The sequence below is a fragment of the Phascolarctobacterium faecium DSM 14760 genome (assembly GCF_003269275.1).
In the GTDB taxonomy this organism is placed as follows: domain Bacteria; phylum Bacillota; class Negativicutes; order Acidaminococcales; family Acidaminococcaceae; genus Phascolarctobacterium; species Phascolarctobacterium faecium.
In genome coordinates, this window is the sequence record NZ_QLTS01000003.1 from 180,577 (window position 1) to 195,470 (window position 14,894).

The window sequence follows — 14,894 nt, forward strand, 5'->3', positions numbered from 1 at the left end:
TTATGAAAGTAAAAAGAATCTATGCAGTTAACTTTAGAAATTATAAAGAATGCTGTTTGGAAATTACTTCAATGGTCAATATCTTTTATGGGCAAAATGCCCAGGGAAAAACAAATCTTTTAGAAGCGATGTTTTATGCTGCCTTTGGAATGTCACATCGTACTGCCCAGGAAGATGATATGCAGCGTCTGGATACAAATCAGTTAGCTGTTGGTATTAATTTTGAAGATTTACATGGGGTAAATGATGTTAAAATAAAAAGACAGCATCTCGATGGTAAGAATAAAAAAGAATTGTTTTTGAACGATGTAAAGGTTCGGCCCAAGGAACATTACGGAACTTTAAATATGGTGATGTTTTCACCTGAGGATCTGCAGCTTATCAAAGGTGAGCCCGCTTTACGCAGACGTTTTTTTGATATGCAGATCTCACAGACTGATAAAGCTTATTATGATATGTTGATAAAATATAATCGTATTTTACAGCAGCGCAACAGGCTTCTTAAAGATATCCGTGATAATAATGCCAGTATTGAGCTTTTATTGACCTGGGATCAGGAATTTGTGCTGACTGCGGCCAGAATAGCTGTAAAAAGGATGGCCGCTTTGCAGAAATTAAAAAATATAGCTAAAGATATTTATGCTGCTTTAACTGGTGAATTAGAAACATTAACTGTTTTTTATGAACTTAAAGCTAATAATGGCGAGCTTCTTTATCCTGATGAAGCTATCTGTTGGGAAGATTTCTATCGCAGTAAGCTGTCTGAACGGCAGCAGGTAGATATTTTAAGAGGTAGTACGGGTATAGGACCTCATCGTGATGATCTATTATTTAAAGTAAATGACAGAATTTTGAAAGCTTTTGGTTCACAGGGGCAGCAGCGCAGTGCTGCTTTAGCCTTAAAACTGGCACAGCTTGAATATGTCCGCCAGGAAATAGATGAGTTTCCTGTATTACTGTTGGATGATGTAATGAGTGAACTTGATGATCAAAGACGTTGTCAGCTATTAAAATTTATTGATGGTAAAGTTCAAACTTTTATTACGGTAAACGATAAAGCTTTGATTCCGGATTTGAGCGGAAATGCGTATTTCAGGATTATTGAAGGCAGAATCGCAGAGGGATAAAAATGGAAGGTATAGAAAGAGTCCTTTTAAAAATGCTTCCTAATCAGGAAGGTCGTAATAAATATTTTATTTTTTCTATGCAGAGTAAATGGGAACAGATCTGTGGTGCTAACGTAGCTAAGCATTCAAAACCAGTACGTTTGGAACGCAAAGTTTTATATATAAATACGGATAGCTCTGTTTGGGCTAATCATCTTTTGATGATGAAACAGCAGTTTATTAATAATATCAATCGTGTTATGACTAATGACCCTGTCAAGGATATAAAATTTTTCACAGGCTCTATTGAAAATTTTTTGCAGCTTCCGAAAGAAGAACAGGAAGTGAAATTAAATTTTAAACCTTTGACAGAATCAGAGAAAATTTTTATTAGACAGGCACTGGTAAATATTAATAATCAGGAATTGCAGAAAAAGCTTGCTCATTTCAGGAAAGTTTGTCTGCAAAGAAAAAAAGCATTACTTATCGAAAACAATGATATGAAATGTAAATATTGTGGTGCTGCGTTAATTGAAAAAAATGATCTTTGCCGCGTTTGCCAGCGTTATGAAAAAGAGAAATTGAGAACAGAAATAGTATCTATTTTGACATCTGAACCTTGGCTGAATTACAATGACTGTCAAAAATATGTCAAATGTGATAAAATGTTATTCGATAGTGTAAAAAATTCTTTGAAACAGTATTATTATGCCAAGGTTTATAATAATCAGTCTGATATCAGAGAAGAAATGACGGCTGTGATGTTAAAAACAGGGATGCAGCCTGATAAAATCAGTGAACAGCTTGCACAAAATATTATTAAAGGATTGCGGAGGAAATATTAATATGTATCTGCATCTTGGTGCCGACTGTATGATAAAAAATACGGATATTATAGCTATTTTTAATATTCGTGATCAACAGTCGGAAATTTATGATAATTATATTTCTGTGAATAAGGATAAATATAAAATTATTGATTTATCGGAAAATGGTGAGTGTTCAAGCTGTATTTTAACAACTGATACTTTGTATTTATCGGGAATTTCCGCTCTGACTTTAAAACGAAGGGCTGAAGAAGATTTTGGCAGTGATGCCATTTATAAAAGTTTTTGATCGTTGAAGGAAAGTATTAAATATACTTGAATTATAGGAATGTGGAGGTTACTATGTCTAATTTGGAAGAAGCAACTGAGGTTAAGGGACAATATGGTGCCGGACAGATTCAGGTCCTGGAAGGTCTGGAAGCTGTACGTAAAAGACCAAGTATGTATATTGGCAGTATTTCTGCCCGTGGTTTGCATCATTTGGTGTATGAAACAGTTGATAATAGTATAGACGAAGCCTTAGCAGGTTATTGCGATGCTATCGATGTGACTATTCATAGCGATAATAGCATTACTGTACGTGATAATGGTCGTGGTATTCCTGTAGAAATGCATAAAGTTGGCAAGCCTGCTGTAGAAGTAGTTATGACTATCCTGCATGCCGGCGGCAAGTTTGGTGACGGAGGCTACAAGGTTTCCGGAGGTCTGCATGGCGTAGGTGTATCCTGTGTTAATGCGCTCAGCGAGCATATGGAGGTTGAGGTACGTCGTAGCGGTAAAATTTATGGAATTGAGTTTTCCCGTGGTAAAACAGTTGTGCCGCTTTATGAAAAGGGTACTACTGAAGAAACAGGTACTACTGTACATTTTAAACCTGATCCGACGATTTTTACGGAACTTATCTACAGTTATGAAACCCTGCGTTTAAGAATACGTGAACTGGCTTTTTTAAATAAAGGTATCCGTATTAATCTCAATGATGAACGTACTGGAAAACAGGAAAGCTTTCATTACGAAGGCGGTATCATTGAATTTGTAAAGTATGTAAATGAAAATAAGGATAAGCTCCATGATGATCCTATCTACATCGAAGGTATCAAAGATACTAATATTGTTGAAGTAGCTCTGCAGTACTGCGATACTTATACTGAAAATCTATTTACTTTTGTCAATAATATCAATACTGAAGAAGGCGGCACACATTTAAGCGGTTTTAAACAGGCAATGACGCGTACTATCAATGATTATGCCCGTAAAATCGGTGCTTTGAAAGACGGAGAAGAAAACCTCAGCGGTGATGATGTCCGTGAAGGTATGACTGTAGTTATCAGTATTAAGATTCAGGAGCCCCAGTTTGAAGGTCAGACTAAAACTAAGCTTGGAAACAGTGAAATTCGTCCGATCGTTGATAATCTAGTCAGCGAAGGTTTAGGAGAATTTTTTGAAGAAAATCCTGTTATTGCCAAGAGGATTGTAGAAAAATCAATTCTTTCCGCCAGGGCACGTATGGCAGCACGTAAAGCACGTGAATTAACAAGGCGTAAAAGCGCTTTGGAAATCAGCAGCCTGCCTGGTAAATTAGCCGATTGTCAGAGTAAGGATGCTTCAGAAACAGAGATTTATCTTGTCGAAGGTGATTCTGCAGGCGGCAGTGCCAAACAGGGACGTGATCGTCGTTTTCAGGCTATTCTGCCTTTGCGCGGCAAGATTTTGAATGTTGAAAAAGCAAGATTGGATAAAATTTTAAGCAGTGACGAAATCAGAAATATGATTACTGCCTTTGGCTGTGGTATTGGTGAAGATTTTGATCTGGAAAAAGCGCGTTACGGTAAAATTATTATCATGACAGATGCCGATGTCGACGGAGCTCATATCAGAACTCTGCTGTTGACTTTCTTTTATCGTTATATGCAGCCTCTGATCAAAGAAGGACATGTATTTATCGCTCAGCCGCCTTTATATCTGGTCCGTAAAGGTCAGAAGCATTTATATGCTTATAGCGATGATGAACTGCAGACTGTTTTGGATGAAGTTGGTCGTGACAGCAATCCCTATATCCAGCGTTATAAAGGTTTAGGTGAAATGAATCCGGAGCAGTTATGGGAAACAACTATGAATCCTGACGGAAGAACGATTTTGCAGGTACATTTGGAGGATGCTGCTGAAGCAGACGCAATTTTCTCCATATTGATGGGTGATAAAGTAGAACCACGGCGTCAATTTATTGAGGCTAATGCCGGTAAAGTAAGAAATCTGGACCTGTAATTACGGAGGTCATTATGAAAATCAAAAAAAATCTTTCTGATGAAGAAATGTTTAAAGGCTATGTAGAAAAAGAAAGCTTTGAAAATGCTTTTGATGCTGATGAAAAAATAGTTTCTTCTAAAATGAAAAATAAAGCCGCAGCAGCGAAAGAATTATTATTACCTGCTGAAGCTCAAGAAAAATTAAATCAGTATTTGCTGGAAATAAGCATGGATTGGTTTAAAAATGGTAATGGTGACGTTGTCTGGAAAATTTATAAGGAACAGGGACAAATTATAATTAAACCTGCACCTGCTAAAAAGAAGGATTTAAGGTAATGGAGAATTGGAAGCTACTTTTGCCTCAGGGAGAGCTGGAAATAAAAACTTCCAGGCAGGGTTCTTCTACAGCTTTATTATTGGCCGGAGGTAGAAAGCCTGCGTCCGAATGGCTGGTGCAAATAGCTGCATCTAAAGATATTTACTGTGCCGATAAAGGGATCGAATGCTGCTGTGAAAATAATTTAAAACCTGTTTGGTTATGCGGCGATGCTGATAGTGCGGCAAAAGACTGCTGGGAGAAAGCACAGCTTTCGGGAGTTAAAATACTTCTGCATGATCCTCTGAAAGATGATACAGACTTACAGCTTTTACTGGCAGCTATGCCGGAAGCTGTAAATATTGTTGTCAGCGGTATTTGGGGCGGCAGATTTGATCATTTGTACAGTAATGTTTTTTCTTTGCTGAATTATAAAATTCAACGTGATGTGCAGGTTGTTATGGCTGATGAACAGGAAATTTTATTACTGCTCCAAAAGGATGAAAGTTTGATTTTCAAACCTTTCAGTCCTGAAAATATAGAAGCTTTGTCGTTGCTGCCATTAACAGATTGCAATGAAGTTACTTTGCAGGGCGTTCAATGGAATTTGGAGCATGCGCCACTGCTTTCAGCTCATCCTTATGCTATCAGTAATATGGTTGAACAGGAAAAAGTGGTTTTTACCTGTAATCAGGGTCGCGTAGGTTTTTATCTTAAATATAAACTTTAAGCTTGGTGATGGGTGAGGGGAAAATTTTGGAAATTTTAGATCCAAGTACGATTGCTTTTTTATTGTTAGCAGGGTTTATAGCCGCATTTATCGATTCAACTGTTGGCGGAGGTGGTTTAATTTCTACGCCGGCATTACTGGCCCTAGGGTTGCCTGTAAATTTTGCTTTGGGAACTAATAAGCTGGCTGCTTCTATGGGCGGTTTGATGAGTGTTTTTTCTTTTTGGCGTGCGGGAAAGATCAATCAAAAGGTTGCCATAAGTCTGATGCCGCTTTCTTTTCTCGGATCGGCTTTAGGTGCTTATGTAGTTTATCTTCTGCCGGAACAGCTGATGAAAAATGTGATCGTTGTCCTTTTAGTCGCAGTTGCTGTTTACACCTACCGTCGTAAAGACTGGGGCGATGTATCGGCAGTTAAACAATTGGGATTGGCAGCTTTGCTTGGGTCTGTAGTAATGGCCTTTGGTATTGGCTTTTATGATGGTTTTTTTGGTCCGGGAACAGGTTCGTTCCTGATTTTTGGATTTTTATTTTTGGGTTATGATTTTGTAACGGCAGCCGGTAATGCTAAGGCCCTGAATTTTGCCAGTGGTATCGGAGCGCTGTTGTCTTTTACTTTAAGTGGTTCAGTTTTGTGGACTTATGGTCTTTTGATGGGCTTTGCCATGGTGATAGGTGCTTATTTTGGTTCCCGTATGGCTATCAGGCATGGTGCTTCTTATGTTAAACCGCTTTATTTGATCGTAACCACGCTTTTAATAGGCAAGCAGGTTTATGAATTGTTGTTTAAGTAATTATGAGATGTTGAGGTGATATTGTGGATTTAGAGACAGGTACTGGTAAAGTTTTACCGGTCTACATTGAAGAAGAAATGCAAAAATCCTATATCGATTACGCAATGAGCGTTATCGTGCAGCGTGCTTTGCCTGATGTACGTGACGGTTTAAAACCGGTACACCGCAGAATTTTATATGCAATGCAGGAAGCCGGTATGGCATCCAACAAGCCTTATAAAAAATCTGCCCGTATCGTTGGTGAAGTTCTCGGTAAATATCATCCTCACGGTGATACTTCCGTTTATGATGCCATAGTACGTTTGGCACAGAATTTTTCGACACGCTATCTGATGGTAGACGGTCATGGCAACTTCGGCAGTGTCGACGGTGACTCGGCTGCTGCTATGCGTTATACGGAAGTGCGTATGGCCAAGGTTGCTGAAGTTATGCTGGAAGATATTGAAAAAGAAACTGTTGATTTTGTGCCTAACTATGATGAATCGCTGAAAGAACCAAGCGTTTTACCGGCGAAGGTACCTGCTCTTCTCATTAATGGCAGTGCCGGCATCGCTGTAGGCATGGCCACCAATATCCCGCCGCATAATCTGAGTGAAGTAGTTGACGGATTGATTATGCTGATTGACAATTCTGATATAGAAATACCGGAATTGATGACAGCAATCAAGGGTCCTGATTTTCCTACCGGAGCTACGATCCTTGGTACCGAAGGCATCCGCAGCGCTTATACTACCGGCCGTGGTATAGTAAAAATCCGCGCACAGGCAGAAATAGAACCCATGCAGAAGGGCAAGCACCGCATCGTTGTTACGGAAATTCCTTATCAGGTCAATAAAGCCCGTCTGATCGAAAGTATTGCTCAATTAGTTAAAGACGGTGTGATCGAAGGCATTACTGATTTGCGTGATGAATCTGACCGCCGTGGTATGCGTATCGTTGTCGAATTAAGAAATGACGTTGTTCCTGATGTTATTTTAAATCAATTATATAAACATACCAAATTACAGGATTCTTTCGGTATTATCATGCTGGCTTTGGTTGACGGGCATCCTCGGGTTTTAAATCTGAAAGAAATCCTTGTCCACTATCTGAACCATCAAAAAGAAGTTATCACACGTCGTACAAGATATGAATTAGGTAAAGCCAAAGACCGCGCTCATATCTTGGAAGGTTTGAAAATTGCCCTGGATAATCTGGATGCAGTTATCAATACTATCCGCAGCAGTGCTAATGCAGATATTGCTAAAACTGCGTTAGTAGAAAAATTTACTTTAAGCCTGCGTCAGGCTCAGGCTATTTTGGATATGCGTCTGCAGCGTTTAACAGGTTTGGAACGTAAAAAAATCGACGATGAATATATCGACGTTATGGAAACGATTGATTGGTTGGAGAGCGTTTTGGCAGATGAGCAAAAAGTCCTCAATATTATTAAAGAAGATCTGTTGGAAATGAAAAAGAAATTCGGCGACGCACGTCGTACGATTCTTTCACATGATACTTCTTCCATGGATATGGAAGATCTGATCGCTGAAGAAGATATTGTCATAACGATCAGCCATCAGGGTTATATCAAACGTCAGACTCTTGATAATTTCCGTAATCAAAAACGCGGTGGTGTCGGCAAAACCGGTGGCAGCGGCAAGAAAAATGACGATTGTGCAGAGCATTTGTTCCTGTCGACAACTCATCATAATATTCTTTTCTTTACCAATAAAGGTCGTGTTTATCGGCAAAAAGGCTATGAAATTCCCGAAGCTGGACGTACGGCTAAGGGAACGGCGATTATCAATCTGCTGCCTATTGAGCAGGGAGAAAAGATTACAGCAGTTATCCCTGTGAAAGAGTTTAAGACAGAGCAGTATATGTTTATGGCTACAGATAAAGGGACAGTCAAAAAGACCAATCTGGAAGATTTTAACAGTGCACGTAAGGTTGGATTGATTGCTATTACTCTGGATGAAAATGAACAGCTTATTGGTGTAGAATTGACTGATGGCAATTCAGAAATCATTCTGGCTACCAGAAACGGTATTGCGATCCGTTTTGATGAACAGGATGTGCGTCCCATGGGACGTACTGCTCACGGTGTACGCGGTATTCAGCTGAATTATGGTGATGAAGTTGTTGCTATGGACAGCGTGACCAGTGAAAACAGTGAAGTATTGACTGCGACTGAGCAGGGACTTGGTAAACGCACCTCTGTCAGCGAGTATCGCAAACAGACTCGTGGTGGTAAGGGCGTAATAAATATCAAAGTAAATGAAAAGACCGGTATTGTGATTGGAATGAAGGTTATTACTCCGGGGCAGGAGATTATGATGATCACTGCTGCCGGCATCATTATCCGTATTGACGTCGAAGGCATTTCCCAATTTGGACGTAATGCTCAGGGTGTTAAACTGATGACATTGAATGATGATGATAAAGTAGTTTCTTTGGCTGCCGTTCAGCAGGCTGAAGATGACGTTACAAAAGAAGTAATAACAGATGATGTGCAGACGGAAACAGTCGATGTTTCTGATGAGATCATAGAAACATCCCAGGCTACAGAAGAATAAAATAAAAAAGCCCTGCTGAGCAGGGCTTTTTCTTTTTTGTATAAATTTTACCAGCCGATACCGATACCGCCGCGATGTCTCCGGCCGATACCGATTCCGATACCAACATTTACACCGTCATCATAAACAGTGCTGCCGCGGGGGATTTTCATAAACCAGAACTTATGAATATTTGCCTTTATGTTTTCAGCGCCGGCATCAGAATCATCTTTACCACCCATATAACGGCTGTTATCATAAAGACGGCCTGATTTTTCCAGATCCTTTACTACATCAAAAGCTAGGGTGAAAGTCTGCTCACTGGCTGTCAGTAAATAAAGCACTTTGTTAGTAGGAAGATTTTTTAACAGTTCTTTACGGACTGCTTTTTTATCTTTAAAATCGGGATAGACCTTGTAAGCATCTTCGTCTATCTTAACATAAGCAGCCGGATTATCATCAGCCTGCAAAAGCTCATCGACTTGCTGTTGGCTCAGAATTTTATCTGAGGCGGCAGAAGCTTTTTCCTCAGCCCAGGTCACAGCAGTAAAAAATGTCAGACAAAGCATGATAGTTAAGGTCAGATAAAGAATACGTTTCATTAGTTATCACCTGCTTTTCTTTTTAATTTTATTCTAATTTAATCGAATGAAGCTGTCAATTTTTCAAGAGAGACGATTGAAAACTATTTGTAAAAATTAAAGAAAATATGTTAAAATATACATATAGCTAAATTTTAGAAATGAGGTAACTATGAAAAGAATATTTTCTGCCGGCAGAGGTCTGGCTTTTATAGTTTTTATGACGGTTTTTTTGTTTACTGGCTGTGGCCAGAGTGCTGAACCTAAATCGGAAGTAAAAAATCCGACATTGCATGATGCGGCTGTAAAAATGGTTGCCGGTATGAGTTTAGAAGAAAAAATCGGACAAATGCTGCTGATCGGTATTGATGGTACGGAAATAGACGAGGGTGCGTTGAGCATGCTGCGAGATTATCATGTTGGCGGCGTGATTTTATTTGACCGCAATATGAATAATAAATATCAGGTTACAGGACTGAATGCTAACCTGCAGCGACTGAATAAAGAATATAATAAATTACCGCTTTATTTATGTGTTGACCAGGAAGGCGGGATGGTTGCCAGAATGAAGCAGGGGTTGACCGTTGCTCCTGCAGCAGCCAGAATAGCTGAACAGGGCACTCCTGAAGATGCACGTCGCTGGGCTTACCAGACAGCTATGGAATTGGAAACGATTGGTTTCAATGTAAATTTTGCTCCTGTTTTAGATATTGGTATTCCTTATGGAAGATCTTATGGGCACGATGCTGCGTCCGTGAGCAAGTTTACCGAAGCGGCCTGCCGTGGTTATGATCAGGCAGGAATTATTTACAGCTTGAAACATTTCCCCGGTATGGGAAAAAGTGAGGTCGATCCACATACAGAACAATATCGGATTACAGCTTCTAAAGAGATTTTATTGCAGGAAGACACAATACCATTTAAAAATATTATCCAAAATTTTGACAACCAGGATTTTATGGTTATGGTAGGGCATTTGATTTATACAGGACTGGATACATTGCCGGCCAGTGTTTCACCTCAGGTAATCAATAATTTTCTGCGTAATGAGCTTGATTTTCAGGGTATCGTCATTACAGATGATATGGAAATGGGAGCTTTAACAAGTATGTATGGTTTTCGTGAAATGGGGGTTGCAGCAGTTCAGGCCGGAGTTGATGTTTTGCTGGTTTGTCATAATTATGAACATCAGCAGCAGGTTTATCAGGGTGTACTGGAAGCTGTAAAAACAAATAAATTGACAACAGCCGCTATTGATGCAGCAGCTGTAAGAATAGTGGAAAATAAAATGATTAAGTTATTAGATGCAGGCAAACAACAGGAATTGTTGAATGACTTGCAGAAAGAGGCGCAGTAAAAGGAGTCGGAAGTGGGAAAAAACTTAGGAAAAATTATATTTTTAAATGCTGTAGGTTTAACAATATTTTTTAGCTGGTATTTACCTGCTGAACATGGTTTTTGGTTTACATTGGATAAAAGTATTTTCTATTACTTTAATGAACAGCTTCAACCTGAAAGCTCTTTTACGTATTTTGTCGGTCTGACTAATGTACGTCATTTCGATATAATTTCTTTAATGGCTATGTTGGCATTATATGGTTATTATTATTCTAAACAGGATCATTTAGGTAAACGAAAAATGTGGTTTATCGGTGTCACGATGCTGTTTTTTGCGGTAATATTAAATCAGCTGGGGCATTTGATTCCTGTACAGCGATGCAGTCCGACAGGATTTTTTGAAAATATTCATCGTGTCAGTAAAATGCTGGTTTTTAAAACTAAGGATTATTCTGGCGACAGTTTTCCAGGCGATCATGGTCTGATGCTGATGATTTATGCCGGTTTCATGCTGAGATATTTTGGCAAAAAAGCTTTTGCCGTCAGCTGCATTATTTTAATAATTTTTATGCTACCGCGTATTATGGCCGGAGCGCACTGGTTTACAGATATTGCTGTAGGTTCTTTAAGTATTTCTTTGGTTGGTTTGAGTTGGGTTTTACTGACGCCGGTGAGTGATAAATGTATAGATTTTTTAAATAAAATTTTTCTGGATAAAGCTGTAAAATAATTTTAAAAATATCCTGTCAAATTTGACAGGATATTTTTTTAAGCAATAGGGACTTTAAAAGTCCCACAGGTGGCAAAAAATGAAATTTTTCTTGTAAAAACTATAAAGTAAGTTCTTTTTTTGTAAAGAATGTGATAAAATTACTAAGTATAACTTAGAATTTTTGTTTAGGATGTGAAATGATGGAATTTTTCAAAACAGCGGATGTCGTTGTTATCGGCGGCGGTATTGTTGGTACTGCAATTCTGCGTGAGTTGTCGAAGTATGATTTAAAATGCGTGCTTGTTGAAAAAGAACCGGACCTTGCTGCAGGTACTACGAAAGCTAACAGTGCTATTTTACATGCTGGTTTTGACGCGCCGACAGGCAGTTTAAAAGCAGTTACTAATGTACGCGGCAATAAATTATATCATGAGCTGCAAAAAGAATTAGGTCTGGATATTGAATGGACAGGTTCTCTTGTTGCTGCTACCAGTGAAGAAGAAATACAGACTTTACAGGAATTATTGGAACGCGGTCAGAAAAACGGCGTTGAAGGCCTGCGTATTTTAAATAGAGAAGAAGTTTTAGACAAAGAAAAAAATCTGACAACAGTTGTTGGCGCTTTATGGGCGCCGTCGGCAGGCGTTTGCTGGCCTTTTGCCATGGCTGTGGCTTTTGCGCAATGTGCAGTGCAGAATGGCGCTGAAGTAGTTACGGACTGCCGTGTAACTGGATTTATTAAGGAAGCTGGCAGAATTACGGCTGTAGAAACTTCAAAAGGTTTGATCAAGGCTGCTTGTGTCATAAATGCCGGTGGTGTTTATGCAGATGGTATCGCTCGTTTGGCTGGCGATGAAAGCTTCACTATTCATCCGCGCCGCGGCGAATATATTCTTTTTGATAAAACTGCAGCAGCCAGTTTGGTTAAAGGCGTTGTTTTCCCAACACCTAATAAAAAGTCTAAAGGTATACTAATCTGTACGACTACGCATGGCAATACATTTATCGGTCCTAATGCACAGGATATGGAGAATAAGGAAGATACTGCCGTTACTCTGACAGGGATGGACGAAATTATGAATTCTGCCAGAAAACTGATTCCAAATTTGCCGATGGGTGCTTCGATTACTGAATTTGCAGGGCTGCGTGCAGTTTCCGGCAGCGGAGATTTTGTCATCGGCGCTTCACCTGTAGCAGGTTTGTTTAATGCTGCAGGGATGCAATCGCCTGGACTGACAGCTGCTCCGGCAGTAGCCGAAATGATTGTTGAAGCTGTGTTGGCATATTGTCCGGCCGCTGTAAAAGCTGATTTTAAAGCTGTTTTACCGCAAAATCCTCTTTTTCATAGATTGTCACATGAGGAGCAGGCAAAGCTTATTGAAAAAAATAGATTGTATGGCCGTGTTATCTGTCGTTGTGAAACGGTCACGGAAGCGGAGATTATCGCTGCTATCAAAGCGCCCTGCGGAGCTAAAACAGTTGACGGTGTTAAACGCCGTACGCGTGCCGGTATGGGACGCTGTCAGGGCGGTTTCTGCGGTCCGCGCGTTACCCAGATCCTGGCACGGGAACTGGGTATACCCGTACCGGAAGTTTTGAAAGAACGTGCTGATTCTCATTTGTTTTATGAAAAAAACTCTGCAGATGAGGGGGAAGCATAAAAATGAAAAATTTATATGACGTAATTATTGTCGGCGGTGGTCCGGCTGGACTTTCTGCTGCTTATAGCGCTTGGCAGAATGGTGCTAAAAGTATTTTGGTTATTGAGCGTGACCGGGAATTAGGCGGCATTCTGCAGCAGTGCATTCATAATGGTTTTGGCTTGCATCATTTTAAAGAAGAGCTGACTGGACCCGGATATGCTTATCGTTGCATTGAAATGATCAAAGATAAACCGGAAATAAAAACCTTGGTTGATACGATGGTTTTGGAAGTTTTGCAGGACAAAACGGTAATTGCAGTCAGCCCTGAACATGGACTGCTGAAAATTGCAGGCAGAACCGTTATTCTGACTATGGGCTGCCGCGAACGTACACGCGGTGCGATCAGAATTCCGGGTGAACGGCCGGCCGGTGTTTTTACTGCCGGAGCGGCGCAGCGGATGGTCAATATGGAAGGTTATCTGCCTGGACATAAAATAGTAATTTTAGGCAGCGGTGACATTGGATTAATCATGGCGAGAAGAATGAGCCTGGAAGGCTGTAAAGTGCAGGCTGTTTTGGAAATCTGCCCGTTTTCCAATGGTTTGACCCGTAATATAGTGCAGTGTCTTGATGATTATGATATTCCTTTGTATCTTTCCCATACTATCACAAAGATCCATGGACGTGATCGCGTTACCGGTGTAACTGTAGCAAAGGTCAACGAAAAAATGCAGCCGATTGCCGGGACTGAATTTGATATTGAATGTGATACTTTACTGCTTTCTGTCGGCTTGATTCCGGAAAATGAACTATCGCGCAGTTTGGATTTAGAGATGCATCCGCTGACCAGCGGCCCTATCGTAGACCAACGCCGCCGTACCAGTCTTCCTGGTTTTTATGCTGCCGGCAATGTTGTACATGTACACGACCTGGTAGATTTTGTTTCGGAAGAAGCGGAAATAGCAGGTAAATTTGCAGCGTTAGATGCGCAGGAAAAATTGGATGGCGACTTGCGTACAGTAAATGTGATTGCCTCGAACGGAGTACGTACATGTGTACCGCAAAGACTGTCTCTGCCCGAAAATGGTGAAAAAGCACGTTTATTTATGCGTGTTGCCAATCCGGAACGTAAAGTAAAATTAGAAGTAAAGAGCGGCGAAAATGTCATTTTGACAAAAATGCTGCCTGTTGCCAAGCCAAGTGAAATGATTGCTGTCGATATTCCAGCAGAAAAGACAGCGCTTATCGGAGAAACTTTGACTGTGGCATTGAACAAGGAGGCATAAAAATGGCTGTAGAAACTCGTATAATGAACTGTATCATGTGCCCTTTGGGGTGTGAGATGACTGTTACTATAGAAGACGGTGCGGTAACAAGTGTTACCGGTAATACCTGCCCCCGTGGTCCTAAATATGCCCATGATGAAGTAGTTGCCCCCAAGCGGATGCTGACAAGTACCGTACAGGTAAAAGGAGGACTTTTACCATTATTGCCCGTCGTATCTAAAACTACACTGCCTAAAGAACGTATTTTGGATTGTGCTGCGGCATTGCGCCAAATAGCCGTAAAGGCTCCGGTGACTGAAGGCCAGATTATTGTAGAAAATATTCTGGGATTGGGAGTAGATATTATTGCCAGCCGTTCGATGGAGGCACATCGGGAATAATAGTTTGGATTAAGTTGTTCGAATCCGGTTTTGCTGTAGAAGGCAAAGCCGGATTTTTATTTTTAGTGTGGCAGGATTTGTAAATTCAGTAAAAGGTAAACTATTATAGAAGCGTTTTTGGACGGCGGACAATGCAATAAACAGTTATTTTTTCAAAAAAATAACTGGGGAATGGCTTGTAGTCAAGCGGGAGACGTTGCCAACGCTGCCTGGTGTATCATGCAAAAATATAAAAAATGTTACAAAAAAGGTGTTGACAGAAGTAACGGGGAATGCTATTATATACAAGTCGCCGAAATGCGGCGGCAGGCAGAACCTTGAAAACTGAACAATAACCAAAAACGAATGTGCGGGCGAGCGTTTCTTGAAAAAGGAGCGTTTGCCAAGTCAAAAAATAA

14 protein-coding genes are annotated in these 14,894 nt (G+C 40.2%); 13 read left to right on the forward strand and 1 reads right to left on the reverse strand.

Going from position 1 to position 14,894, the window contains the following annotated elements:
• The first annotated feature begins 2 nt into the window (after nucleotides 1–2).
• The 8 genes from recF to gyrA are packed head-to-tail and all read left to right on the forward strand — an operon-like array spanning nucleotide 3 to nucleotide 8,577.
• The gene (recF, locus tag C8D73_RS05975) at nucleotides 3–1,127 is read left to right on the forward strand and encodes a DNA replication/repair protein RecF (protein WP_113077627.1); all 1,125 of its coding nucleotides are present in this window, start codon (nucleotides 3–5) and stop codon (nucleotides 1,125–1,127) included.
• 2 nt (nucleotides 1,128–1,129) lie between these two features.
• Complete coding sequence (locus C8D73_RS05980) at nucleotides 1,130–1,951, forward strand: DciA family protein (protein WP_021718825.1); 822 nt, start codon at nucleotides 1,130–1,132, stop codon at nucleotides 1,949–1,951.
• Between the two features lies 1 nt (nucleotide 1,952).
• Entirely contained in the window at nucleotides 1,953–2,222 is a 270-nt protein-coding gene (remB, locus tag C8D73_RS05985) for an extracellular matrix regulator RemB (protein WP_046430430.1), read from the forward strand.
• Between the two features lie 53 nt (nucleotides 2,223–2,275).
• Nucleotides 2,276–4,198 (forward strand): DNA topoisomerase (ATP-hydrolyzing) subunit B, encoded by a 1,923-nt coding sequence (gene gyrB, locus C8D73_RS05990; protein WP_113077628.1) that lies wholly within the window; start codon nucleotides 2,276–2,278, stop codon nucleotides 4,196–4,198.
• 14 nt (nucleotides 4,199–4,212) lie between these two features.
• A complete protein-coding gene (locus C8D73_RS05995; protein WP_113077629.1) occupies nucleotides 4,213–4,515 on the forward strand; it encodes a hypothetical protein in 303 nt (100 codons plus the stop codon).
• Nucleotides 4,515–5,225 (forward strand): thiamine diphosphokinase, encoded by a 711-nt coding sequence (locus C8D73_RS06000; RefSeq protein ID WP_113077630.1) that lies wholly within the window; start codon nucleotides 4,515–4,517, stop codon nucleotides 5,223–5,225. The genes C8D73_RS05995 and C8D73_RS06000 overlap by 1 nt, the downstream gene beginning before the upstream one ends.
• Before the next feature lie 26 nt (nucleotides 5,226–5,251).
• Nucleotides 5,252–6,019 carry a TSUP family transporter gene (locus C8D73_RS06005; RefSeq protein WP_197714969.1) on the forward strand — a complete coding sequence of 256 codons (768 nt, stop codon included), beginning with the start codon at nucleotides 5,252–5,254 and terminating at the stop codon, nucleotides 6,017–6,019.
• A 23-nt stretch (nucleotides 6,020–6,042) separates the two neighbouring features.
• Nucleotides 6,043–8,577, forward strand: coding sequence for a DNA gyrase subunit A (gene gyrA / locus C8D73_RS06010; protein WP_282956667.1), 2,535 nt, complete (start codon nucleotides 6,043–6,045; stop codon nucleotides 8,575–8,577).
• A gap of 47 nt (nucleotides 8,578–8,624) precedes the next feature.
• Here gyrA and C8D73_RS06015 read toward each other — a convergent pair whose 3' ends face one another.
• Complete coding sequence (locus tag C8D73_RS06015; RefSeq protein ID WP_021718832.1) at nucleotides 8,625–9,158, reverse strand: hypothetical protein; 534 nt, start codon at nucleotides 9,156–9,158, stop codon at nucleotides 8,625–8,627.
• Between the two features lie 151 nt (nucleotides 9,159–9,309).
• On the opposite strand from C8D73_RS06015, the gene nagZ reads away from it, so the two are divergent.
• The 5 genes from nagZ to C8D73_RS06040 all read left to right on the forward strand — a co-directional run bounded on the left by nagZ (nucleotide 9,310) and on the right by C8D73_RS06040 (nucleotide 14,496).
• The gene (gene nagZ / locus C8D73_RS06020) at nucleotides 9,310–10,494 is read left to right on the forward strand and encodes a beta-N-acetylhexosaminidase (protein WP_113077631.1); all 1,185 of its coding nucleotides are present in this window, start codon (nucleotides 9,310–9,312) and stop codon (nucleotides 10,492–10,494) included.
• 12 nt (nucleotides 10,495–10,506) lie between these two features.
• The gene (locus C8D73_RS06025) at nucleotides 10,507–11,205 is read left to right on the forward strand and encodes a phosphatase PAP2 family protein (protein WP_113077632.1); all 699 of its coding nucleotides are present in this window, start codon (nucleotides 10,507–10,509) and stop codon (nucleotides 11,203–11,205) included.
• 179 nt (nucleotides 11,206–11,384) lie between these two features.
• On the forward strand, nucleotides 11,385–12,848 hold the full coding sequence (locus C8D73_RS06030) for an NAD(P)/FAD-dependent oxidoreductase (protein ID WP_113077633.1): 1,464 nt from the start codon (nucleotides 11,385–11,387) through the stop codon (nucleotides 12,846–12,848).
• Between the two features lie 2 nt (nucleotides 12,849–12,850).
• Nucleotides 12,851–14,116: an NAD(P)/FAD-dependent oxidoreductase gene (locus C8D73_RS06035; protein ID WP_113077634.1), complete on the forward strand. Its 1,266-nt coding sequence runs from the start codon at nucleotides 12,851–12,853 to the stop codon at nucleotides 14,114–14,116.
• 2 nt (nucleotides 14,117–14,118) lie between these two features.
• Nucleotides 14,119–14,496: a DUF1667 domain-containing protein gene (locus C8D73_RS06040; protein ID WP_021718837.1), complete on the forward strand. Its 378-nt coding sequence runs from the start codon at nucleotides 14,119–14,121 to the stop codon at nucleotides 14,494–14,496.
• Nucleotides 14,497–14,894: the final 398 nt, after the last annotated feature.

Excerpts from the sequence above, each read along its gene's own strand:
- recF (WP_113077627.1), top strand. The coding sequence starts at position 3 with ATGAAAGTAAAAAGAATCTATGCAGTTAACTTTAGAAATTATAAAGAA.
- nagZ (WP_113077631.1), top strand. The coding sequence starts at position 9,310 with ATGAAAAGAATATTTTCTGCCGGCAGAGGTCTGGCTTTTATAGTTTTT.
- C8D73_RS06030 (WP_113077633.1), top strand. The coding sequence starts at position 11,385 with ATGATGGAATTTTTCAAAACAGCGGATGTCGTTGTTATCGGCGGCGGT.
- C8D73_RS05995 (WP_113077629.1), top strand. The coding sequence starts at position 4,213 with ATGAAAATCAAAAAAAATCTTTCTGATGAAGAAATGTTTAAAGGCTAT.
- C8D73_RS06000 (WP_113077630.1), top strand. The coding sequence starts at position 4,515 with ATGGAGAATTGGAAGCTACTTTTGCCTCAGGGAGAGCTGGAAATAAAA.
- C8D73_RS06015 (WP_021718832.1), bottom strand. The coding sequence starts at position 9,158 with ATGAAACGTATTCTTTATCTGACCTTAACTATCATGCTTTGTCTGACA.
- gyrB (WP_113077628.1), top strand. The coding sequence starts at position 2,276 with ATGTCTAATTTGGAAGAAGCAACTGAGGTTAAGGGACAATATGGTGCC.
- C8D73_RS06040 (WP_021718837.1), top strand. The coding sequence starts at position 14,119 with ATGGCTGTAGAAACTCGTATAATGAACTGTATCATGTGCCCTTTGGGG.
- C8D73_RS05980 (WP_021718825.1), top strand. The coding sequence starts at position 1,130 with ATGGAAGGTATAGAAAGAGTCCTTTTAAAAATGCTTCCTAATCAGGAA.
- C8D73_RS06035 (WP_113077634.1), top strand. The coding sequence starts at position 12,851 with ATGAAAAATTTATATGACGTAATTATTGTCGGCGGTGGTCCGGCTGGA.
- remB (WP_046430430.1), top strand. The coding sequence starts at position 1,953 with ATGTATCTGCATCTTGGTGCCGACTGTATGATAAAAAATACGGATATT.